The organism is Paenibacillus sp. FSL R5-0378 (genome assembly GCF_038009285.1).
Lineage (GTDB): Bacteria > Bacillota > Bacilli > Paenibacillales > Paenibacillaceae > Paenibacillus_AQ > Paenibacillus_AQ favisporus.
The window spans coordinates 233,154-254,686 of the sequence record NZ_JBBPAY010000001.1; the positions used below are offsets into that span (position 1 = coordinate 233,154).

Here is a 21,533-nt window from a genome sequence, read left to right on the forward strand (position 1 = left end):
ATCCTTCATTAAGTTTAGGAAAGTTTAAAACAAAAAAAAGGAATGAGACCCTAAAGTCCCATTCCTTTCGTCCGTTCAAGTATTCAGCTGTAAAAAACAGGCTTTGACCGCTCAACCTTGCACGTTCAAATCGCCCATACGCCGCAATACAACGCCCGCTTATTCCCAATAAAACGGTCCTTTCCCCTGCAGCCGGGCGAGGCCTTCCACGAAGAAAAAGTCGCCGTAAATCAGCGGCACGTTCACATTCGTTTGGTTCGGATAATGGCTCGTCCCATGCAAAATGAGGCCTTCCTGCGCATGATCGTCAAAAGCGCCGTAGTTCACGTACAGTGACTCCAGCATGCGCGCGGCCGGCTCACGGTAGACGGCTGCTTCCAGCTCACCCACCTGGTCCGACAGCAGGAGCAGCCCGCTGGCCGCGCACGCGCCGGCCGAGGAGTCGCGGTACTGCCTTTCTTCCAGCGGCGCCCGGAAGTCCCAGTGCGGCACGTGGTCCTCCGGCAGATTGGCAAGGAAGAAGTGGGCGACACGCTTGGCGGTGTCCAGATAGGCTTGCTTGCCGGTATGATGATAGGCCAGCGTCAGGCCGTAGATGGCCCAGGCCGTGCCGCGGGACCAGGCCGACTCCGGCGCATAACCCTGGCCGCCGAGGCCGCCGATGCGCTCGCCCGTGTCCGGGTCGTAGCGCATGATGTGGTACACGGAGCCGTCCGGCCGGACAAAGTCGGCGGCCACCGTGTCCATATGCGCCTCGGCGACGTGGCGGTACCGCGGATCGCCGGTCATGGCGGACGCCTGGAACAGCAGCGGCACGTTCATGGCGCAGTCGATGATGGCGACGCCGGCATTGTCCTCGCCTGCGGACCACGGATTCCAGGCGCGGATGAACCGGCCTTTCAAATTAAAGCGGGCGGCCAGGTAATTCGCCGCCTTGAGCGCCCTCCGCTTCGACTCCTCGCTTCCCGTCAGCTTGTAGGAAGCCAGGCTCGTCAGCGTCCACATAAATCCGAGGTCATGGTCGAGACGGGTGTAGCCGTCCAATACTTCATCGAGCCGGGCCTCGCATTCCTCGGCGATTCCCCGCAGACGCTCGTCCCCGCTGCCGTTATACAGCAGCCAGAGCAGCCCCGGCCAGAAGCCCGCCGTCCACCAGTGCGGGGGTTCCAGCACATACTCGCCGTTTGGGCTGGCATGGGGAAATCCCGCCCCGATGCGCTGGCTCGTGCGCCGGACTTTATCCAGCGCCTTGCCCCAAGCTTCATTTACCCATACCGCTTGCGCGGCCTGTTCCGTCATATTCACTCCCGATCCCCGCTTTCCTTGTCATTGGGCTCAAACTCGAAGGTGACGGCGACCCGGATGGAGGGCTCCGGCTTCCGGACCGTCAAATCGATCGTGTACCATTCGGCTTCGCATCCGTCATGGTCCATAAACATCCGCCGGGTGATCTCCGGCGAGAGCATCCCGCCGTCATAACGCATAATCAGCTTCAAGCCCTGCTCTCCTGATCCTTGGAGCTCGATCCGGTCCCCCGCAAGCCGCGGCCGGACGCGGGTGACAAAACGCTCCACCACCGAGCTTGGCGCTCCTGCAAACCGATACTCGTCCGTAAGGGCCAGACTCGGCAGCCCGCCCTGCATCTCCCAGCGGAGCGCACGGCGCAGGCTTTCCAGCCCCGCGTACCGGTAAGCTTGCGTGAGGTCCACGCCAAACACAGCTCCAGCCTCATCGGCATAAGCCTCTTCGACCACCGCCCGGCTGTCCTCTCCTTCGGCCTGATACTGGCCGCCGACGATCGGCACGCTGTGCCCCTGCGAGCCGTTGCAGTCGTAGGTGTAGCGCTCCGGTCCGAAATACGACTTCGTGTATTCCCCGCTGCCGAGGTCGGCGAGGAAAAACTCGCCGTCCCCGTACAGCATGAACTGCCCGAGGTCGTTATGGTTGTGGGGCTCGGCGTTATGCCCGCCTTTGGCTGCAAAGCCGAACGCGCAGCCGGGGCCGGCATGCCGCCAGATGAGCCACTGTGCGTCGGGCAGGTAGCCGAAGAACGGCCCCCACTCGCTCTGGGCCGGCTCCCCGCTCCGCCACAGCAGATTCCGGATGGCCGGCGCCCAGCGGCTGCAGTGATCCTGCGTAAACGCAGCCCGGAGGCGGGCCGGCGGCCGCTGGAACTCGGGATACAGGCCGGCCAAATAATCCGACAGCCCCGGCTGAATGCTGCCGCTTGGCCTGGAGTCGGAGAAGTTCGCCACCGCGCTTCCGCCAAGAAAGCATGTTTGCTGAAACAGCGCGATGCGGCGGACCTTGTCGCTGGCGAACCAGTCCAGCCGTCCACGGGACCGCTTCCGGAGCAGATCGGCGTAATACGTAAAATAACCGAATCCGTAATTCCAGTACCCGAGCCCCTCCTGACAGGCGCCGTCTTCACCGAACCCCGTCAGGTAGCAGTTCATGCTTCTCTCCGCCTTCGCCAGAACGGCCGCCAAACGGTCCGCATCCTCCAGCAGTAGCAGCGCCGCCGCGCCGATCGAACCGGCGCACACGGCGGACCAGTTATGTACGGCCGACTCCCAGTGATACTCCCGGGCCAAATACGGCTCGAACAGGCGGCGATGCACTTCATCCCGAATTCGGCTCCGGATCAGGGGCGGCAGATCGTCGCCCGCCAGGTACAGCAGCTCGCTGAGCGCAAAGCCGGTTTCGGCACTGAACAAATCGATCTCTCCCCCGGCGTCCCCTTCCCCCAGGTGGGCGGGGAGGCACCAGGTATACTCCTCCAAAATAAGCCACAGCGTATCGCACAGTGCCTCGCGGTATTCATCCCGCTCCGGCTCAAGCATCGTCAGAATCGCAAAGGTGTTCAGCCGGCGGCGCCGCTCGAAATACACCCGCTCATACCCCAGCCGACGCCCGGTGCGGGCAAAGTCGGCATACAGCGAGTACGTTAATACTGGCAGCGGCAGTCCAAGCAGCCGCTGACCTTCCGCCTGAATTTCACGCCGGTCCGCTTCATACAGGTCCGAGGTCCGGACCTTCTGCCAGAAACGGGCCGCGTCGCCGTCCGGATAATACAGGTCCAACCCGGCGGGAACCATGTCATGAGCCACTTCCTTCAGGGACGGACTTCCTTGCTCGTGACGGGATGATGATTCCAGCAATTGCGAATCCTCCTCTCTTATGCGGTCCAAGTCTCACCGCAGCCGGCTCCGGTATTCGACCGGGGTCACGCCGGAATAAGATTTGAATGTCTTAATGAAATAGCTTTGATTGTCATAGCCCAGCTGCTCGCAAATCTCCCCGACGGTCGCTCCCGTCCGGTCCAGCAGCTCCTGGGCCCGCATCATTTTGAGCCGGGTCACGTATTCGATAAAGGTGCTGCCCGTCTCCTTCTTGAACAGCCGGCAGAAGTAGCTGGTGTTCATGTGGAGGTGCTCCGCCACCTCGTCCAGCGAAATCCGGCTGTGCAGCCGCCGCGTGACGTACACGCAGGCTTCGGTAATCTCGGGCCGTCTGCCGGACTTATGTCCGCCAAAATCGGTCGCCGCCCACGACTCCAAATGCCCGTTCAGCCAGGCATGAAGATCTGCAAGCGAATCGATGTCCGCGATTTCCTTGTGGAGCGTATCCGCGGACGATGCCGTCGAAACGGAAGGGATGGCTTGAAGCTTCAGCTTCAAATCGAGCAGCAGCTTGAGGATCCAATCCTTCACCGACTCCGGCGGATACCGCTCTTTGCGGATCCTCGCGGTCCAGGCCGCCGTCGCCGACCGGATCGCCTGCGGCTCCCGGTCCAGCAAGGCCCCGCGCAGCTCGCCAAGTGCCTCATCGTAGAAGCTGAACAGATCCTGCGGCGGCAGGTCATCCCCTTCCGGCTCCGGCTCCAGCTTCGGCCTTGATGCGCGCAGCTTCACCGTCTCTCCGGGTTCCAGATAGAAACGCAGCCCGCCCGAGGCCAGCAGACCGCCGAGCGCCTGCTTCAAGCTCTCCGGCGAAGCGCAGGGCTCGCCGATGCACAGCGACATGTCAACCTTAAGTACTTTTCGCAGCGCGGACTGGATTTCCTTCAGCATCTGCGCCGTTTCCTCATAAAAATTCCGATGGAGCCCCGGCTTGCCGGAGAAAAACAGCAGCCAGGTTCTGGCATCGTAACCCGCGTGTACCCCGTATGGTGCAAAGTTCTCCAGCACTTCCTTCATGACGTTGCCGACGGCAAAGCGCAGCGTTTGATCCGAAAAGAAGCGGTATTTCACCTGCCGGTAGTTCTCCAGAAATCCAGCGACCGGCAGGGTGTGCTCGCCTTCCCGGAGCAGGCCGTACTCCGCTGCTTCCTTCCTCCAGTTCTCCGGGGACAGCAGGGGCAGATCGATGAGGTTTTTCAGACTCTGTTCCTTCCGCAGCTCCTTCGCCTCATCATACATGCGCTTCATCCGGCTGTGCTCCCATCCGGCCTGCTTCTCCTCATCCATCGCCTGCTTGAACCGGGTGAGCCGCTGTACCAGATCCTCCGGGTCAAGGGTGTCCTTCAGCAGATAGTCCTGTACGTTCAGACGGACGGCCTGCTGCGCATACTGAAACTCGCTGTGACAGGACAAAATGGCGATACGCACGGCGGGATTCAGCTCCCGGATGCGTCCCGACAGCTCCAAGCCGTCCATCTTGGGCATCCCGATATCCGTAATGAGAATATCCGGGGTCTGGCGCTGGGCCTGCTCCCAGGCGCTCCATCCGTTCTCGTGGGTGGACATCAGCCTCAGCCCGAGCTCCTCCCAGCGGATCGTCTCTGACAGCAGCTCAATCACGGGGTAATCATCGTCAGCCAGCATGACATTATACATCCCGCAGCCCCTCCTTCCGTGGAATATGCATCTCAATCACGGTTCCGGCCCCCGGCCCGCTGTTCACGCAAGCCTTGAAGCCATCGCCGAACATCATGTTCATCCGCTCCGCCACATTGGGCAGGCCAATGCCTGAAAAGGAGCCACTTGACGGCGAAGGCTCCGCTTCATAGGCGGCTCCGTTCAGGATCCGCATCAGCTCCTGCCTCCGCTCCTCTTCCGTTCCCGCGCCGTCGTCAGCGACCGTCAGAATGATCCGCTCCGCCTCCGTCACCGCCCGGATCGATATCGTGCCTGCTTGGCGGCTCAGCCCATGAATCATCGCATTTTCGACCAGGGGCTGCAGGAAGAAGCGCGGCACTTTGATCAGAAACGCCTCCGGGTCAATATCCAGCTGCAGCACGGCCTCCTCCTTCTGCCGCAGGTTCATCAGGGCGACGTAATGGGAAATCAGGTCGATCTCCTCATGCAGCAAAATTTCGTCGTCCTCGCGGCTGATCGTCATGCGGAGCAGGACCGACAGCGAGCCGATCATCTTGGCGCTCTCCGGATCGCCGCGCTTCATCACCTTCATCCGGATGGAATTTAACACGTTGAACAAAAAATGGGGATGAATCTGCGCCTGCAGCATTTTAAGCTCGGCCCTTCGCTTGCGGGCCTGGTGGTCCGACACCTCGGCGATCATCTCTTTGACCCGGTCCAGCATCTGGTCGAACAGCAGTCCGAGCCGCCCGATCTCATCGTTGCCGGCAACGCCTGAACGCACGTCCAGGTTGCCGCGCTGCACCGCGTTCGTTACCTTGCCAAGCCGGACGAGCGGCGTCGTGAACCTGCGCACCAGCACGATCAGCAGCAGAAGGAACACGAAGAACGAGATCATTTCGAACAGAAATACTTTGCTGAAGATGGCATTCAGGTCCACGATTGCGTCCTGATACGGCTGCATCAGCACGAGATGCCAGCCGTTCATCGGAATCTCCTGCTCCACTACCAGGAACTTCTCCCCGTCGATCCGTTCAATCGAATACGGCTTGGTTCCCTCGTTCAGATCAACATAAGCAAACTTCCTGCCGATTTGGCCGGCCGGTCCCGATACGATCGTGCCCGCGCTGTCTACCATCAGCACCCGGTTTCCCTTGGAGAGCCGGTCAAAGATGCCGCTAACCTGATCCTCCACCCAAGACACCACCACATAGCCGTAAATTTCCGAATTGGCCAGCCGCAGCGACCGGGCTATGGATAGCTGGTAAGGGTGATCGGCTTGATCCTGCACATAGACGGTTCGCTCAGGCCCGGTCCAATAAGACTCCAGCCCTCTCAGCTCCTTCATCTGTCTGAACCAGGGCTGCCGGGTCAGGTCCGGCGGATTGTAATCGCTTACGGAATAATTCATGTAATACGCCCCGTTTGTCAGCAGCACGGTCACATACGTCTGCTCGCCGACCACCGTCAGGCTGTCGAGCTGCTCCAGCACCCGGTTCGCATCGGTAAACCGGCGGTACGGATCCTTCTCCTCATTGCCTGAGGCGACCTGCTTGAAATAGGTGTTCAAACCGGAATTGACTTGAATGTAATTGGCAATGTTCAGCTTGCTGGACAGCAGGTTCGTGACGGATCCGGCCACCAGCTGCAGCGAATCCCTCGCGTTCGATACGGCCTGCCGCTTCACCGCCTCCCGCGATAAGCCGTTGTATACGATCAGGCTGATGACCGCGGGAACGACGATGCAGACAATCGATGCAAAGATGAGCTTGTGGCGGATCGAGCGCAGCGCCAAGTGCCGCAGCCGGTTGATCATGATGGTCCCCCCAGGGTACAAAAAAGGGACGAAATCGCCGTCCCCCGTTTTTGGATCATATTATACCAAAATTATTTTTGGTTGGATTCGATGATTTTGTTCACGCGCTCCTGCGAGTTTTTCACCGTTGCATCGATATCCTGGTTGCCGAGGATCAGCTTCTCGTATTCCTCGTTGACCGCTTTGAACACTTCGGCCTGGTAGGACGCCGGCGGTACGATCGCCGATGCCTTCGAGGCGACCAGCGTGTCGACCAATGACTTCTTGTCGACCTTCTCCGGGGTTTTCGTGCCGGCGAGGATCGTATCGATGATCTGCTCCACCTGGTCGCTCTTCACCTGACTCCAGGCCGGAATATTTTTACCTTGGACCGTCTGCCCTTCGGTCGTGTACCAGCGCACAAACTTGTAGGCTTCTTCCTTATGCTTGGACTTTGCGGCGACAGCGACATAATCGGTCGTGACCGGGGTGATGCCCGTGGGATCGCCCTCTTTGTTTTTCGGGAACGGCGCCACGGCGACGTTAAACTCCAGCGGTACCTTATCCGTCCCGCCGATTTCGGTATTCATCCAGCTGCCGATCACGATCATGCTCGCCGATTGGTTAAAAAACTGCGTCCGGTAATTGAGCTTCTGCGAAATCATATCGGTATACGGAACGGAGGACTGGTCCTCTTTTTCCATTTTCAGCCGCAGTTCCAGCGTCGCCCGGAAATTGGGATCATCCAGATTCGAGGAGCCGTCGGCCTTGAGAAAGTCGGAGTTTTCCGGCTGATTCTCCATCTTCAGCTTCAGGAATTCCAGCCAGCCCCCGCCCTGCGGGCCATGGAAGTACGTGCCGTAGCGCTTGCTTGCGCCTTCGCCCTTGGTGAGCTTTTTCGCATAATCGGCAAACTGGTCCCACGTCCAATCTGTCGGCACGCTCAAGCCCGCTTCATCCAAATGGTCCTTGTTCAACAGCACATACCACGGGTTGAACTTGCCCGGCAGCGCATACACCTTGCCGTTCAGGCGGGTATCGACTTTATAATCCGTCTCTTCCTTATAACCGTCCTTGGCAATGTAGTCGTCCAGCGGTTCCGCCATGCCCAAAGCTACGCGCTGAGCGTATCCGGCCGGATCGCTGAACATCAGGATGTCCATCTGTGCGGAGGACGCCGCCTCCAGGTCCAGCTTCTTGGAAGCCTCCTGCGTATCGCCTTTTTCACTGAGCTGCACCAGCTCGATCGTGACGCCGGGGTTGGCGTCTTCGTAGGCCTTGAGCGTCTTGCTCCAATTGTAAGCTTCCTCGGTTCCATAGGTGTATAATCTCAGGTTGACCTTGTCCTGGCCGCCGCTTGATCCGCCGGAGCCGGACGCCGCCCCTTCGCTATCCCCGCCGCCGCTGCTTCCCCCGCAGCCTGACAGCAAACTGATCAGCAGCATGCCGGCTGCCGCGCCGGTAAGCCATCTTTTTCTCTTCATCCCTCAATAACCTCCCTTGGATTATGCTTGCCGTGAAAATGCTTCTACCGCCAACTGCCATACAGCTAACAGGACACCGGCTTCGGGCCATTTGCCCGCTTATCCGCCTGCGTCCGTGTGCCTCCGCATGCCTCGGTGTGCTCCGTATACCTCCTCCGTATGCCCACCGCTTGCCGGCTGCGTTTTCCCGTATCTGACGCTTTGATTATACCGGGGCCGTTCCCCCGGCTCATGACGTTAAATTGACCGTTGATCCTGCTATTTTGACGGATGCTAGCCCTTGACTCCACCGAGGGCGATACCTGCGATGACGTTTTTTTGCCCAATGATAAAAATCAGCAATAGCGGGAAAATGGCGGATACCGCCGCGGCCATAATCAGCGAGTAGAACTCCCCGCTTAAAGACGTAAACTTCTGCATCGCCAGCGGAATCGTAAACAGCCGGTCGCTCCGCAGAAAGATCAGCGGATTCTGATAATCGTTCCATGTCCAGATAAAACGCAGAATGGCGTAGGTCGCCACCGCCGGCTTTACGAGCGGCAGCGCGATCGAGGAGAAGATGCGGGGATGGCCCGCGCCGTCTATTTTCGCCGACTCGATGAATTCCTGATGAATGCCCATAAAGAATTGACGAAGCATGAACGTGCCCAGCACGCTGAAGCTGCCCAGAATGATCAGGCCGAAATGGCTGTCGAACAAGCCGATGTTGCGGTATAAAATAAACTGCGGAATCAGGATCGCCTGCCCCGGAATCATGTAGGTGACCAGCACGATCATGAACAGCCAGCGCCCTGCGGCAAACTGGATTTTGGAGAAGCCGTAGGCGGCCAGGGCCGACGCCGTGCAGGAGATCAGCGTCGTCAGCACGCTTACTTTGATCGAGTTCCAGTAATAGAGATAAAAAGGGTAATCGCCGAACCATACTTCTTTATAATTCGCCACCGCGTTCCATTTCCTTGGGATCCACTGGATCGGGTAGACGAAGACGTCCTTTTCGATCTTGAAGGAAGTGACCAGCATCCAGATGAACGGCATCAGAAACAGGATGCTGACCGCCAGCATGACCGCGGTGATGACCAGCCTGCGCCAGTCGGGCCCGGTAGTTGTCATTTTCCGCTCAGTTCCTTTCGCTTAGTAATTGACCCATTTCTTCTGGGCGGACCACTGTCCAAGGGTAATCAGCATAACAAAGGCGAACAGAACGGCGGCGATCGCCGAAGCATAGCCCACCTTCAAATTGACGAATGCCGTGTCGTACAGGTACCAGACCATCATCGTCGTAGAGCCCACCGGGCCTCCCTGTGTCATCACCGCTATAATATCGAACACTTTGAACGTCGAAATGATGCCCGTTACCATCAGGAAAAAGGACGTCGGCGACAGCAGCGGCACCGTAATCCGGGTGAATTTTGTCCAACCGTTCGCGCCGTCGATGTCAGCCGCCTCGTACAGGTCGCGCGGGATTGACTGCAGCCCGGCGATATAAATGATCATGTTGAAGCCGATGGAGATCCAGACCGAAATCATCATGATCGACAGCAGCGCAAAATGCGGATCGGCAATCCATTTTGGCGGATGCTCCACCCCAATCGATTTGAGCAATTCGTTGATCGGGCCGTAGGAGGGCTGAAACAGCACCTGCCAGACGACGGCGACCGCGACGACGCTCGAGATATAGGGCATGAAGTAAGCGACTTTGAAGTAGCTCTTCATGTATACGAACCGGTCGATCAGGATGGCGAGCACCATCGAAATGAGCATGTACACCGGCACGGTCAGCAGAAAGATGACATTATTGCGGACCGATTTAATAAACATGTCATCATGAAGCAAATTTCGAAAATTTTCAAACCCGACCCAGCGGATGCCGTTCCACCCCTGCACAAAGTTCCAGTCGGCGAATCCGAGCACCATCGTTGCGACGATCGGCAACAGCACAAGGATGAATACCCCGAGCAGCATCGGGCTGACGAACAGCATTCCCCACAGCGTTTCACCCCGCTGAAGGGAGCCGCTCTTCCGGGTGCGTTTCCCTATGCCCGGCGGCGCTGCCGCGGCCGTTTCCATTCGTTGTTCCAAGCTCCACACCCCGTTTCTTCTGCATTCCTTAAAACCTGATTTAATTAAAAGAAAAACGTCTATCGACGTGCCTTCAAAGAAGACAGACCGGGTTTAGCGGAAGTTTTTCTTGCAATCTCAGGTAGCAATGGCTCAGGATTTTATACTTGATATTATAAAAAAAATACCGTCAGCAGCTTTGACGGTATTTTGATCATATTCACGCTAATTTTTACTTTTTTCAGCAGCGGAACTCCAAACCTGCACTGCTAAAAACCTCTGCCGCCTGCAGGTGACATTCCCAGTCACCTTTGCTCCGGCATCCGATTATGCTGTACTACGTACTATGGAATCGCAAGGAGAGAAACTTGATGAATTCAGACCGCTCCCCCTTTATCTCATCCAGGCTCAAATCGGGGCTGTACGCCCTGAACAAGCTCGCATCGGCCGGCTTAACCCTGCTCCTGCTGGTGATACTCTCCGGCATGCTGCCCCTTCAGGATCAGCTTCCTCTGGCATCGGACACCGATCTGCCCATTCCCTTGTCCTACTGGGTCTACGGTTATGCGATGACCGCCTCCATTCTGGCGGATTTTGTGCTGTACGTGCTGCCTCCCCTGTCCAGGGACAAACAAATCTCGATCTACGCGGCGGCCGGTTTTTTGTGCTTCTATGCGCTGTATGTACATGACGCCGCAGGAACGGACCATATCGCCTCCACAGTGGCGGGCATGTGTACGGTGCTGCTGTTTTACGTCGGGAAAAAGCTGTTTGTGCGCGATTCGCTCATCACGCTGATTTTCGCCCTGCTGGTTCCCCTGCTCTGCTGGGGCTTTCTGTAGCGGCTGCTTTTGCGGCTCCGGCCGGCTACAGCGCTTCGATGATATCGCCCGCCACGAGGGATGCCGGATGGGCGCGGCGCCGAGCCGCCGCTTCGCCGGCCAGTCCGTGCAGGTACACGCCGAACGCGGCGGCCTGCGGACCGCTTGCGCCCTGGGCCAGCAGCCCGGCGATGATGCCGGTCAGCACGTCGCCGGCGCCCCCGGTCGCCATGCCCGGGCTGCCGGTCGCGTTCACGAACGCATCGCCGTCCGGCGTGGCGATGACCGTCCGTGCGCCCTTGAGCACCAGCGTCACCCGGTGCGCCTTGGCGTATTCGGACGCCAGGCGAATCCGGTCACGCTGCACCTCGGCGGTGGACAAGCCAGCCAGCCGCGCCATTTCGCCGGGATGGGGCGTCAGCACCGTGTCCGCCTGGCGCGGCTTCCACGCGTCCAGGTCGTCGCTGGCTGCCAGCATGTTGAGCGCGTCGGCGTCGACGACCATCGGGCATGCCGCCTCCTCCCAGAGCGTGCGCAGCCAGCGTCCGTCGCCCTCGAAGCGCCCCAGCCCGGGGCCGACGGCGAGCACGTCGCGCCCGGCCAGCAGCTCGAGCACGCGGGCGGCGGAGGCCTCGTGCCAGTCGGCGGCTGTCGCCGAGGCGAGCATGACCTCCGGCGCGGCGCCCGCCATAGGCGGCAGCAGCGGACCGGGCAGCGCCCAGGTGACGAGGCCGCTGCCGGCGCGCAGGGCCGCCCGCGAGCAGAGCAGGCCTGCGCCGCTCATCGGCAGGCTGCCCGCCGCTACAAGCACGTGGCCGTACGTGCCTTTATGGCCGTCCGGCGAGCGGCGGCGCGCCGTATCGACCCCAAGCCGCGTGCGCAGTACCTCCTCCGTCAGCAGGAACGTGCTGACGTTCTGCTGCGCGCACAGCAGCGCGGGGATGCCGATGGCGCGCACCACGATCTCCCCGGCGGCTTCCGCGCCGGGGAACTGCGCTAGGCCTCGCTTCAGGAACGCGAGGCATACGGTCCGCCGTGCACGGATGCAGGGATCGTGCACGGCCCCCGTGTCGGCGTCCAGCCCGCTCGGGATGTCCGCCGACACGATGTCCCTGCCGCTGCCGTTCGCCGCGGCAATCAGCTCGGCGTAGGCGCCGCGCGGCGCACCGCGGCTGCCGGTGCCGAGCAGGGCATCCACGATGCCCGTGCAGGCGGTGAAGTCCACGTCGTCTTCGCCGTGGACGAGCACCGGGATGCCCAATGCGCGGGCCGCTTCCCGCTGCAGGGCCGCCTCGCCGGTGAGGCTGCCGGGCTCTACAGCGTAAACGATCGTGACGCGCATGCCCGCTTCACGCAAGTACCGCGCCGCGACCAGGCCGTCCCCGCCGTTGTTGCCCTTGCCGGCAAGGACGAGCCAATGCTCGCGCTCCGGTTCCTCCAGCCGGAGCGCGGCGTCTCCTTGCACCGCCGGCACAAGATCGCCCGGGCTCTCACTCTGGGACCCGGCGCCTTGCCGGCTGCCGCTGCTGACATCACGGCGCTCCCGGCACCACCGGATCACCTCCTCCGCGATGGCTCTGCCGACGTTTTCCATTAGCGCCACCGCCGGGATGCCGACCTCCTCGATCGTTCGGCGATCCAGCTCTCTCATTTCGTCGGATGTCACGATATACATCTGCCGTCTCCTCCTTATATGAAACAACCCCACAGATGTGGGGTTGTCTTCGATGTCATCCAGCTGTTTTAAAGGGACCCTCGTATTGTTCAATTCTAAGGCAGCCTCCGCCCGGATGCTTAATATAGAAGCAGCCCGTCCGCGGAGAACCGTCGCTAACCTAGTAAGCTACCGTAAACCGGGTGCGGACGAAATACGGGTCTTCCATTTCGTCGATCAGGGCCGCGGCCAGATCTTCGACCGAAATCCGGCTGCTGCCCATCTCATCGGTGATGAGCATGTCCATGCCGATCCGGAAGTTGCCGGTGCGCCGTCCGGTTTCCAGCACCGCCGCCGGGCTGAGATAGCTGTAATCCAGATCTGACAGTCTGTAAATATCGTATGCATCCGCATGCGCCCTGGCCAGCGGCACCAGCTCCTGCGGAAATTCCGGCGTATCCATCAGCAGCGTGTCCGGTCCGGTCTTCAGGCTGCCCGCCCCGCCGACGATGAGCAGCCGCTTCACGCCGGCACGCTGCACGCCCTCGATGAGCGAACGCGCGGCTTCCAGCAGCTCCTGCTCCTCGCCAAACGTCGGACCGTACGCGCTGATGACCGCGTCCTGCCCCTCGCATACGCTGGCCACCGAAACAGGGTCCAGAATGTTTCCGGTCACCACGTTCAGCCGTTCATGCTCCTCGGTCAGCTTGGCGGGATCCCGCACGACGGCCGTGACTCCGTGCCCGCGCTTCAGCGCCTCACGAACGATGGCTTTTCCGACCTGTCCACTGGCTCCAAATATCGTAATATGCATTGCATTGATCGTTTCCATAGGTTATTGTCTCCTTCGCTGTTATGCCTGTTATTATTCTACATGACCTGTCTTCCGCATGCTATCCTTCCGCTTTTTGCAGCCGTCCGCTCCCCGTCTGCCCATCCCGGTTATGCTGCAAAACGTATAATCCTTTCCCTTCCTCCCATTCGACATAGGCCAGCTTGCCGGGATCGCTGAAGCCTTTTTCCTTCAGCATGGCCGCCAGCCAATTCCGGTCTCTGCCGATCTGCTGCAATTTGTCGTCGTTATAATCCCCATCCTCCAGCAGATTATAGGTCAGGCCGGATGGATCCGTATCCAGATCCAGATCCTGTTTTTGGACCGCCTCAAAATCCGCGTTCTTCAGAACGCTGAGCGAGCCGTTCGTTTCAAAGATGGCATAAGCAACCTCGCGCAGGGAAAAAATATCCTTTTGACGCAGCATCATGCGCAGCTGCTCAAAATCCAGCCGGTTCTTTTTCATTTCCCGCATATCCACTTTCCCGTTGTGTATTAATATGGAAGGCGTACCCTCCAAAGGCCCCCTGGTTCGGCGTGCATACTGGGTGACTTTTTCAAATAAATACGATAGGATAAACCAAACCGCCAGTCCGAACAGGAGCTGGCCATAGTGGACGTCCTTCTGGTATACCGTATTCCCCACCAGCTCGCTCAGCATAAGCGAGGAGACGAAGTCGAAGGGGGTTAGCTGGGAAATTTCCTTTTTCCCGAGAATCCGGGTCATCAGCCACAAGCCGATGAATCCCGTAATTAATTTTATGGTGATCATGCCATAATCCATAACCTCCGCCTCCCGTGTCTCATCGTTTGCTCAATACTTACCCAATTCAGGGCGGGGCTGAAAATCCCGATTGGCATCGGCGGGCGGAATGGGTAATGTTACCTGGGAGCAGTACTTTAGGGACGGTGGATGGTTGCAAAAACATTTGTAGCATGGAGAGGAGCTGTTGTCACATGATTGGTGAATTTATCGTCCGGCTGGCCGTGGCTGGCCTGCTTGGAGCCGTAATCGGCCTTGAGCGGGAGCTGAGGGCCAAGGAGGCGGGGCTGCGCACCCACTTTCTCGTTGCGGTTGGAAGCGCATTAATTATGCTGGTATCCAAGTACGGTTTCTTCGACATTATGGACCACGACCACGTGGCGCTCGACCCGAGCCGGGTCGCCGCCCAAGCCGTCAGCGGCATCGGCTTTTTAGGTGCTGGCATGATCATTATCGAGCGGAAAAGCGTGCGCGGCCTGACGACCGCGGCCGGCGTGTGGGCTACATCCGGCATCGGCCTGACCATCGGCTCGGGCATGTATGCCGCCGGGATCAGCGCCACGATTCTCGTCATGATCGGCCTGGAGCTGCTGAGCATATTCAAAACCGGCAAAGCGCTCAGCATTTCATTTGAGCTGGACGACAAGGAGTCCGTGAAGCCGATTCTAGAGCGCCTGTCGGCGCGTAAAATCGCAGTGACCTCCTACCAGCTCGAACAAGACCCGGGCGACAGCAGCCTGTATCATCTGAACATCAAGGCCAGGGCCAAGCATAACGGGACGCTGCAGGACCTGCTGCGGGAGCTCGATGAGCTGCCCCATATATTATCCGCAAACCTCGAGTAGCGCAGGTTAACCTGTTGAAATCCCGGAAAGGTTATGCAATAGTAAGAAAAACGGCTATTGATGAAACTTCACAGGAGACAGACCACGTTTAGCGGAAGTTTTTCTTGCGATCATTGAATTTTTCTTGCTTCGCCTAAAGTTTGAAATTCCATGATCTAAAGAAAAACGGCTATTGATGAAACTTCACAGGAGACAGACCACATTTAGCGGAGGTTTTTCTTGCGATCATTGAGTTTTTCTTGCTTCGCCTAAAGTTTGAAATTCCATGATCTAAAGAAAAACAGCTGTTGATGCAAATCCACAGGAGACAGACCACGTTTAGCGGAAGTTTTTCTTGCGATCATTGAATCATTCAGCTTCACCTTTGAAATTCCTGATCTTGATAAAATAATAATGAATGAAGGGAGGTGGCGCTGTTGTCCCTTGCTCTACAGGCCGGCCTTGACCGGCTGACCGGAACGGAGTCGAATTTGATCGTAGCTGGGCTCGCGGTCATCGTCTTCCTCTGGCTGTACATCCGCACATCCCGTTCCTTGAGGGCCGAGGCCGCCGCGCGGCTGGAGCTGCTGCAGCGCACCCTTGCCCTGTACAGCCGGGCGCAGGGCGTCCTTGGCGAAGAAGTGGAAGCCGCCCATGTCGGCGCCCAGGAGCCGGACCAGCTTGTCCAGCTGCTCCAGGAATGCAAGGCGGCCCCGCTGATGACTCCGGAGCTGCTGGACATGATCGATGCTTACATACGCGAACGGGATTTCTCCCGGCTCCTGATGCTGCAGAAAATGCTGGACCGGGAAATCCACCGGCGGATTCATGAACAATCGGTGCTGATCCGCAAAATAGACAATCCCGGCTGGGGCACCAGCTTCTGGAGAATGATCCGTCCAGCGGTTCCTTTCGCCGCTCTGGTCCTCACCCTGTATTGGTTCATCCAGCTGTATAACGGCTTTCAGGACAGCGGCGCCGCCGCCTTGTCGTGGACAAGCCTTGAGCTGTGGACGCGGCTCATTTCATGCCTCGCGGCCACGCTCTTCCTGTACTGGGTCATCATGGATACCCGAAGGGATACGCCGGGCATTCTGTACCGGCTGCTCGCCTTGATCATCGCCGCGGTGGCGCTTCTGCATCTGCTCGGTTTGACCGCGGCACCTTACATACTGGCCGTCCAGGTGGTGCTGTTCCTGTTCGGCTTTAACCTGAACCCCAAGCCCAGCCGCCGGAACCGGCCCTATGCCGGCCACCGCGAAGTAACCCAAGACAACGAAGAGAATCCGAAGGATCGCTGAGTCTCCACAGCCTGCGTCCTGCGGCCCTCCCCCCTCGTTCCATTTGTGGAATAGAGTTGGCGCTTCTTCCGTTGGAATTTTTTCTTGCGAGATCAGGAAGCAGGAGCTCCGAAACTTATACTTTCTGATCTCTTAAAAAAATAACCCCGCTGTCCTGCCCCTTCCACGATGGAAGGTAAGGCATTCAGCGGGGTTATTTATTGTCCGTTCGTCATGCTGACGGGGGGCGTCGCGGCTAGCGCAGCCCGGACTCTCTTCCGGTCCTCCGCTCGGCTCTTGCTGCCGCCTTCACGGAGCTGCCCGGCGTGTTCTCGAACCGTTTGCGTTCCGTCCGCTCCATCTGCACGATCTGTCCCTCATGCACAACGATGTGAAGCGAACCGAATTCCATATCGTTCAGCTGACTCGCAATACGTTCCTTCCATACTTCATCAACGATAAGAGGTTTTGCCACAATTGACGCCTCCTTTAGTTCCTGGATTTTAAGGAATATGAGCCATTGGGGATGAATGTAATAATAATCCTTCTTTTCCAACCAAATTAGTATGGTTTAACATTATCACGCGGGTAAAATCGCTGTCAATGAGCATTTTTCCACGACAGCCAACTTTTAAAAAGAAGAGTGACCAGCGCCAGCAGCAGGAGCAGCGATGCCACTGCAAATGACGCCGAGAATTGGTATTCGTTATACAAAATTTCAACATGCAGCGGCAGCGTATTCGTCTGTCCGCGGATGTGCCCGGAGACGACCGACACCGCCCCGAATTCCCCCATAGCGCGGGCGTTGCACAGGATCATCCCGTACAGGAGGCCCCATTTGATATTCGGCAGCGTCACCCGGGTAAATACATGCCAGCCGCGTGCGCCCAGCGTTACGGCCGCCTCCTCCTCTTGGGTGCCCTGGTCCTCCATCAGCGGGATTAATTCCCTCGCCACGAAGGGAAAGGTCACGAACAGCGTTGCCAGGATGATGCCCGGCACGGCATAGATGATTTTGATATCGTGGTCGCTCAGCCAGGGGCCGAACCAGCCGTTCGCCCCAAACACGAGCACGAAGATCAGCCCTCCGATGACGGGCGACACCGCAAAGGGCAGGTCAATCAGCGTGATCAGTGCCCCTTTGCCGCGAAACTTGAATTTAGTAATGGCCCAGGCCGCGGCGATGCCGAACACCGTGGTCAGCGGAACGGTCACCAGCGCAACGATGAGCGTCAGTTTCAGGGCGGACAGCGCATCTGGATCGGCGAGAGCTACGACGTACACATCCCATCCCTTCTTGAGCGCCTCGGTGAGGACGATGAGCAGCGGCAGCACGATCAGCCACAGCATCGCCAGCCCGGCCGCCGCGATTAGCAGCCATTTCACCCAGGCCGCTTCTGTCGTGGCCGGCGAAGCCTGGGCACTCGTTTGAACGGAAGTCATGGGCACGGTACCTGCCATAGGGAAGCCCTCCTTTTCTTAGTGACACTTGAGCATAGGGTATAGTCCGGGCCAGATTAAACCCTGACGGGGCATTAACGCACCGAGCGCCGTGTCCACCGCTGCAGCGAATTGATGACGAGCAGCAGCAGAAACGAGATCAGCAGCAGCAGGATCGCTACGGCGGCGGCGCCGGCATAATCGTACTGCTCCAGCTTTGACATGATGAGCAGCGGGGCGATCTCCGTCTTCATCGGCATATTGCCGGAAATGAATACGACCGAGCCGTATTCCCCGATGCCGCGTGCAAACGCCAGGGCAAAGCCCGTCAGGAGCGGCGGAATCAGCTCCGGCAAAATGATGGTCCGAAACGTCCGGAATCGCTTCGCCCCGAGCGTGGCGGCTGCTTCTTCAGCATCCCGCTCCGCGTCCTGCAGCACAGGCTGCACGGTCCGCACAACGAACGGAATGCCGATGAACATTAGCGCGATCGTAATGCCCAGCTGCGTAAAGGCCACCTTGATGCCCAGCGGCTCCAGCAGCGAGCCGATCCAGCCATTTTGCGAGTAGAGTGCCGTAAGGGCTACTCCCGCTACCGCGGTCGGAAGCGCAAAGGGCAGGTCGATCAGCGCGTCAAACAGCCTTTTACCGGGAAACTCGTAACGCACCAGCACCCAAGCGATCAGCAGCCCCAGGATCGAGTCGATCAAGGCGGCCGCCGCCGAGGTCAAAAAGCTGATCTTGTAAGAGGCCAGCACCCGCGGGTCGGTAGCCACATGCCAAAATTTGTCCCAGCTCAGCCCTGTGGAATTTAGGAGGAGCGCCGACAGCGGGATCAACACCACCAGGCTCAAATACAGCACGCTGTATCCCAGCGTCAGCCCAAAACCCGGCAGCACCCTCCGCCGGGCTGCATTCACTTGACTCATGACCGTTCATCCTTTCCTGCCTTCGGCCTTGTGTGCGCCGATCAGCTGCCAGGCGTATAAATTTGATCGAAAATGCCTCCGTCGCTAAAATGCTTCTGCTGCGTCTCATCCCATGTTCCGAACACATCCTGCAGCGTAAACAGATTGATGTCGTGGAATTTGTCCTTGAACTTCTCCTTGACGCTATCCAGTGTCGGCCGGTAGAAGTTCTCCGCGGCGATCGTTTGGCCTTCCTCCGAGTACAGGTACTTCAGGTAAGCTTCGGCTACCTCGCGGGTTCCGCGCTTATCCACGACTTTGTCAACGACGGCGACCGGCGGTTCGGCAAGGATGCTGACCGATGGATAGACGATGTCGAATTTGTCCGGACCCAGCTCCTTGACCGACAGCATGGCCTCGTTTTCCCAGGCAAGCAGCACGTCGCCGATGCCGCGCTCTACGAAGGTTGTCGTCGCTCCGCGGGCGCCGGTGTCGAGCACGGGTACGTGCTTGAACAGTTCCTTGACGAACTCCTGCGCTTTGGCCTCGTCGTTATTGTTTTGCTTCAAGGCGTAGCCCCACGCCGCCAGGTAATTCCAGCGGGCGCCGCCCGATGTCTTCGGATTCGGCGTGATGACCTCCACGTCGCCTTTGATCAGATCGCCCCAATCCTTGATGTTCTTCGGGTTGCCCTTTTTCACCAGAAACACGATCGTCGAGCTGTACGGCGTGCTGTTGTGCTCGAATTTGCTTTCCCAGCCTTCGTTGATCAAGCCTTTCTTCTGAATCGCATCGATGTCATAGCCGAGTGCCAACGTGACTACATCCGCTTCGAGTCCGTCGATAACGGAACGGCTTTGCGCCCCCGAGCCCCCATGCGACTGCTTAATTGTGACCTTCTGGCCCTTTTCTTTTTCCCAATAGGCCGCAAACGCCTTGTTGTAGTTCTCGTACAGCTCCCGTGTCGGGTCGTAGGAGACGTTCAGCAGTTCAACCGGTTTGGCCGAGCTGTCCGCCTGCGCCTCCGTGCTTTTCCCTTCGGCGGTGCCCCCCGCCTCTTTGTCCGTACTTCCGCTGCCGCTTCCATTTCCGCAGGCCGCCAGCGATGCAGCCAGCAGCAGGGCCAGACCTGCGCTCACTCCCCGCCTTACGATTTGTTTTCTTCTCCATACGTGTACCATATGACCCACTCCCCAGTGATAAAATGTACGGCCTGACCATGATTCATCGTGAAATTCTCGGTTTGGCCGGTGTTCGCCAAGCAAAAAAGGACAGAGGAAAATCCGGCACAGCCTGCAGACAAAACGGTCATGAATTGACCTGTCTGCTCCTGTTCCAGAGGTTCCTCCGTCCGTACGGTGAGAACTGCAATTTGTAATTATTCCTACCTGATTAGTATGTTATATGGGTATATTGTAGTGAGCCGAAACGTACCTGTCAAACCTTTTTTTCACAAAAATCAATTTCTCTTTCTGGACCTGAACGCCAGGTTCGTGACGGTGCCGACCACCAGACTGACCAGCATTGCGGATACCGCGAGACTGGCCACAACGGCAGCATAATGGGCCGGCGGGACGATATTGATGATCCCCAGACCAAAAACGAGGACAAACACAATCGCGTAATCGAGCCATCGGAACTTCCTCATCCTATCCCCTCTCATCGCTCCGTCATATCGGAAATGTGCAATGGAGCCTAACCCCAATGTATCACAACAAAAAAACCAGGGGAACCATAAAATGGAACCCTGGTTTTGGTTGTTAAGAAATTAGCCTGCTATTCTCCCTTCACCCACTGCTGGATGCATACCGGCTTCGACAGCTCCAGCGCAAAGCCGGTCGGGGTCAATCGCCCGGAATCCGAATCGATCTTGTACGACAGCATATTGCCGGTATTCTGGTTTGCTGCTATTAGGTATCCCGAAATGATCGCGAAATTGCGCGGAAACTCGCCGCCCGTCGACACCCAATCCACCGGAGTCAGCTCACCGGTCGACTCGTTAATATGGAACAGGACGATGCTGTCATCTCCCCGGTTGGACCCGTACAGGAAACGCCCGCAAGGGGAAATATGGATGTCGGCGCAGAAGCTCTCCCCGGTAAAATCCTCAGGCAGCGTAGATACGTTCTGCAGCACTTTCAATTCCCCGGCCTGACCGTTATAGGCAAACACCGTTACCGTATTGTCGAGCTCGTTAATGCCGTACGCCCACTTGCCGGACGGATGAAAATCAAAGTGCCGCGGTCCCGCTCCAGGCGTCGTTTTTACTTCCCCATGGGTCACCAGCTTGCCGTCTTCCAGGCGGTAGAGCACGATTTCATCCAGCCCCAGGTCGCAGACCAGCACAAACCTACCTTCCGGATCCTGAAAAATCGAGTGCGGATGCGGCCCCTCCTGCCGGTCGTCCCGGATGCTGCGCCCGCTGTGCTTGACGATGGAGCTCATCTCCGCCAGCCCGCCGGTTTCGCCGATCCGGAACACATTGATATGCCCGCTGGAATAATTGGACACCATCGCAAACTGCCCGTCCCGGGTCAAGGAGACATAGCAGGGGTCCGCCCCTTCCGTCGGCATCCGGTCCAGCAGATGCAGCTCGCCGGTTTCGTTGTCGATCGAATAGGCGAAGATTTCGCCGCTTCCCGTTTCGCTCACCGCATACAGCCGGTCCCCCGCCGCGTTCAGCGTCAGATACGAGGGATTGGCAATGCCGGGCAGGCCGTTCACGACGGCCATTTCTCCGGTTTCCGTGTCGAGGGAACAGAGGAAAATCCCCTTTTCCGCCTCAGGGGCGTATGTACCTGTATAGAAGAAGCTTTTATTTTCCGGGTTCACCATTCACCACTCCTTGTCCATT

19 protein-coding genes are annotated in these 21,533 nt (G+C 58.4%); 3 read left to right on the forward strand and 16 right to left on the reverse strand.

Features of this window, described 5'->3' with window-relative positions; translation table 11 throughout:
- Positions 1 to 159: 159 nt before the first annotated feature.
- From MKY74_RS01040 to MKY74_RS01070, 7 genes are all read right to left on the reverse strand, one after another.
- Complete coding sequence (locus tag MKY74_RS01040) at positions 160 to 1,299, reverse strand: glycoside hydrolase family 88 protein (RefSeq protein WP_076172819.1); 1,140 nt, start codon at positions 1,297 to 1,299, stop codon at positions 160 to 162.
- Between the two features lie 2 nt (positions 1,300 to 1,301).
- Entirely contained in the window at positions 1,302 to 3,161 is a 1,860-nt protein-coding gene (locus tag MKY74_RS01045; RefSeq protein ID WP_341011512.1) for a heparinase II/III family protein, read from the reverse strand.
- A gap of 33 nt (positions 3,162 to 3,194) precedes the next feature.
- Positions 3,195 to 4,838: a response regulator transcription factor gene (locus MKY74_RS01050; protein WP_076172818.1), complete on the reverse strand. Its 1,644-nt coding sequence runs from the start codon at positions 4,836 to 4,838 to the stop codon at positions 3,195 to 3,197.
- The gene (locus tag MKY74_RS01055) at positions 4,831 to 6,636 is read right to left on the reverse strand and encodes a sensor histidine kinase (protein WP_076172817.1); all 1,806 of its coding nucleotides are present in this window, start codon (positions 6,634 to 6,636) and stop codon (positions 4,831 to 4,833) included. The genes MKY74_RS01050 and MKY74_RS01055 overlap by 8 nt, the downstream gene beginning before the upstream one ends.
- Before the next feature lie 71 nt (positions 6,637 to 6,707).
- A complete protein-coding gene (locus MKY74_RS01060; RefSeq protein ID WP_076172816.1) occupies positions 6,708 to 8,099 on the reverse strand; it encodes an ABC transporter substrate-binding protein in 1,392 nt (463 codons plus the stop codon).
- Positions 8,100 to 8,372: 273 nt separating this feature from the next.
- Positions 8,373 to 9,209, reverse strand: coding sequence for a carbohydrate ABC transporter permease (locus MKY74_RS01065; RefSeq protein ID WP_076172815.1), 837 nt, complete (start codon positions 9,207 to 9,209; stop codon positions 8,373 to 8,375).
- A 21-nt stretch (positions 9,210 to 9,230) separates the two neighbouring features.
- On the reverse strand, positions 9,231 to 10,166 hold the full coding sequence (locus tag MKY74_RS01070; protein WP_076172814.1) for a carbohydrate ABC transporter permease: 936 nt from the start codon (positions 10,164 to 10,166) through the stop codon (positions 9,231 to 9,233).
- A gap of 362 nt (positions 10,167 to 10,528) precedes the next feature.
- Between MKY74_RS01070 and MKY74_RS01075 the strand changes: the two genes are divergently transcribed.
- Positions 10,529 to 10,999, forward strand: a complete 471-nt coding sequence (locus tag MKY74_RS01075; protein ID WP_076172813.1) for a hypothetical protein — start codon at positions 10,529 to 10,531, stop codon at positions 10,997 to 10,999.
- A 25-nt stretch (positions 11,000 to 11,024) separates the two neighbouring features.
- On the opposite strand, the gene MKY74_RS01080 is transcribed toward MKY74_RS01075, so the two are convergent.
- The 3 genes from MKY74_RS01080 to MKY74_RS01090 all read right to left on the reverse strand — a co-directional run bounded on the left by MKY74_RS01080 (position 11,025) and on the right by MKY74_RS01090 (position 14,248).
- Positions 11,025 to 12,653, reverse strand: coding sequence for an NAD(P)H-hydrate dehydratase (locus MKY74_RS01080; RefSeq protein ID WP_084203984.1), 1,629 nt, complete (start codon positions 12,651 to 12,653; stop codon positions 11,025 to 11,027).
- Between the two features lie 160 nt (positions 12,654 to 12,813).
- Positions 12,814 to 13,446, reverse strand: coding sequence for an NAD(P)-dependent oxidoreductase (locus MKY74_RS01085; RefSeq protein WP_076172965.1), 633 nt, complete (start codon positions 13,444 to 13,446; stop codon positions 12,814 to 12,816).
- 79 nt (positions 13,447 to 13,525) lie between these two features.
- The gene (locus tag MKY74_RS01090; protein ID WP_076172812.1) at positions 13,526 to 14,248 is read right to left on the reverse strand and encodes a DUF421 domain-containing protein; all 723 of its coding nucleotides are present in this window, start codon (positions 14,246 to 14,248) and stop codon (positions 13,526 to 13,528) included.
- A gap of 173 nt (positions 14,249 to 14,421) precedes the next feature.
- On the opposite strand from MKY74_RS01090, the gene MKY74_RS01095 reads away from it, so the two are divergent.
- Entirely contained in the window at positions 14,422 to 15,072 is a 651-nt protein-coding gene (locus tag MKY74_RS01095) for an MgtC/SapB family protein (RefSeq protein ID WP_076172811.1), read from the forward strand.
- A gap of 416 nt (positions 15,073 to 15,488) precedes the next feature.
- A complete protein-coding gene (locus tag MKY74_RS01100; protein WP_076172810.1) occupies positions 15,489 to 16,352 on the forward strand; it encodes a hypothetical protein in 864 nt (287 codons plus the stop codon).
- 235 nt (positions 16,353 to 16,587) lie between these two features.
- On the opposite strand, the gene MKY74_RS01105 is transcribed toward MKY74_RS01100, so the two are convergent.
- From MKY74_RS01105 to MKY74_RS01130, 6 genes are all read right to left on the reverse strand, one after another.
- The gene (locus MKY74_RS01105; protein ID WP_076172809.1) at positions 16,588 to 16,806 is read right to left on the reverse strand and encodes a YezD family protein; all 219 of its coding nucleotides are present in this window, start codon (positions 16,804 to 16,806) and stop codon (positions 16,588 to 16,590) included.
- A 125-nt stretch (positions 16,807 to 16,931) separates the two neighbouring features.
- Positions 16,932 to 17,792 (reverse strand): sulfate ABC transporter permease subunit CysW, encoded by an 861-nt coding sequence (cysW, locus tag MKY74_RS01110; RefSeq protein WP_076172808.1) that lies wholly within the window; start codon positions 17,790 to 17,792, stop codon positions 16,932 to 16,934.
- A 74-nt stretch (positions 17,793 to 17,866) separates the two neighbouring features.
- Positions 17,867 to 18,700: a sulfate ABC transporter permease subunit CysT gene (cysT, locus tag MKY74_RS01115; protein ID WP_076172807.1), complete on the reverse strand. Its 834-nt coding sequence runs from the start codon at positions 18,698 to 18,700 to the stop codon at positions 17,867 to 17,869.
- A gap of 41 nt (positions 18,701 to 18,741) precedes the next feature.
- Entirely contained in the window at positions 18,742 to 19,860 is a 1,119-nt protein-coding gene (locus MKY74_RS01120) for a sulfate ABC transporter substrate-binding protein (protein ID WP_076172806.1), read from the reverse strand.
- A gap of 278 nt (positions 19,861 to 20,138) precedes the next feature.
- A complete protein-coding gene (locus tag MKY74_RS01125) occupies positions 20,139 to 20,327 on the reverse strand; it encodes a hypothetical protein (RefSeq protein ID WP_076172805.1) in 189 nt (62 codons plus the stop codon).
- 128 nt (positions 20,328 to 20,455) lie between these two features.
- Complete coding sequence (locus tag MKY74_RS01130; protein ID WP_076172804.1) at positions 20,456 to 21,514, reverse strand: lactonase family protein; 1,059 nt, start codon at positions 21,512 to 21,514, stop codon at positions 20,456 to 20,458.
- Positions 21,515 to 21,533 lie beyond the last annotated feature (19 nt).

Coding starts and splice junctions, on each gene's coding strand:
- MKY74_RS01040 (WP_076172819.1), bottom strand. CDS start 1,299: ATGACGGAACAGGCCGCGCAAGCGGTATGGGTAAATGAAGCTTGGGGC.
- MKY74_RS01050 (WP_076172818.1), bottom strand. CDS start 4,838: ATGTATAATGTCATGCTGGCTGACGATGATTACCCCGTGATTGAGCTG.
- MKY74_RS01055 (WP_076172817.1), bottom strand. CDS start 6,636: ATGATCAACCGGCTGCGGCACTTGGCGCTGCGCTCGATCCGCCACAAG.
- MKY74_RS01060 (WP_076172816.1), bottom strand. CDS start 8,099: ATGAAGAGAAAAAGATGGCTTACCGGCGCGGCAGCCGGCATGCTGCTG.
- MKY74_RS01065 (WP_076172815.1), bottom strand. CDS start 9,209: ATGACAACTACCGGGCCCGACTGGCGCAGGCTGGTCATCACCGCGGTC.
- MKY74_RS01070 (WP_076172814.1), bottom strand. CDS start 10,166: ATGGAAACGGCCGCGGCAGCGCCGCCGGGCATAGGGAAACGCACCCGG.
- MKY74_RS01075 (WP_076172813.1), top strand. CDS start 10,529: ATGAATTCAGACCGCTCCCCCTTTATCTCATCCAGGCTCAAATCGGGG.
- MKY74_RS01080 (WP_084203984.1), bottom strand. CDS start 12,653: ATGTATATCGTGACATCCGACGAAATGAGAGAGCTGGATCGCCGAACG.
- MKY74_RS01085 (WP_076172965.1), bottom strand. CDS start 13,446: ATGCATATTACGATATTTGGAGCCAGTGGACAGGTCGGAAAAGCCATC.
- MKY74_RS01090 (WP_076172812.1), bottom strand. CDS start 14,248: ATGGATTATGGCATGATCACCATAAAATTAATTACGGGATTCATCGGC.
- MKY74_RS01095 (WP_076172811.1), top strand. CDS start 14,422: ATGATTGGTGAATTTATCGTCCGGCTGGCCGTGGCTGGCCTGCTTGGA.
- cysW (WP_076172808.1), bottom strand. CDS start 17,792: ATGGCAGGTACCGTGCCCATGACTTCCGTTCAAACGAGTGCCCAGGCT.
- cysT (WP_076172807.1), bottom strand. CDS start 18,700: ATGAGTCAAGTGAATGCAGCCCGGCGGAGGGTGCTGCCGGGTTTTGGG.
- MKY74_RS01120 (WP_076172806.1), bottom strand. CDS start 19,860: ATGGTACACGTATGGAGAAGAAAACAAATCGTAAGGCGGGGAGTGAGC.
- MKY74_RS01125 (WP_076172805.1), bottom strand. CDS start 20,327: ATGAGGAAGTTCCGATGGCTCGATTACGCGATTGTGTTTGTCCTCGTT.
- MKY74_RS01130 (WP_076172804.1), bottom strand. CDS start 21,514: ATGGTGAACCCGGAAAATAAAAGCTTCTTCTATACAGGTACATACGCC.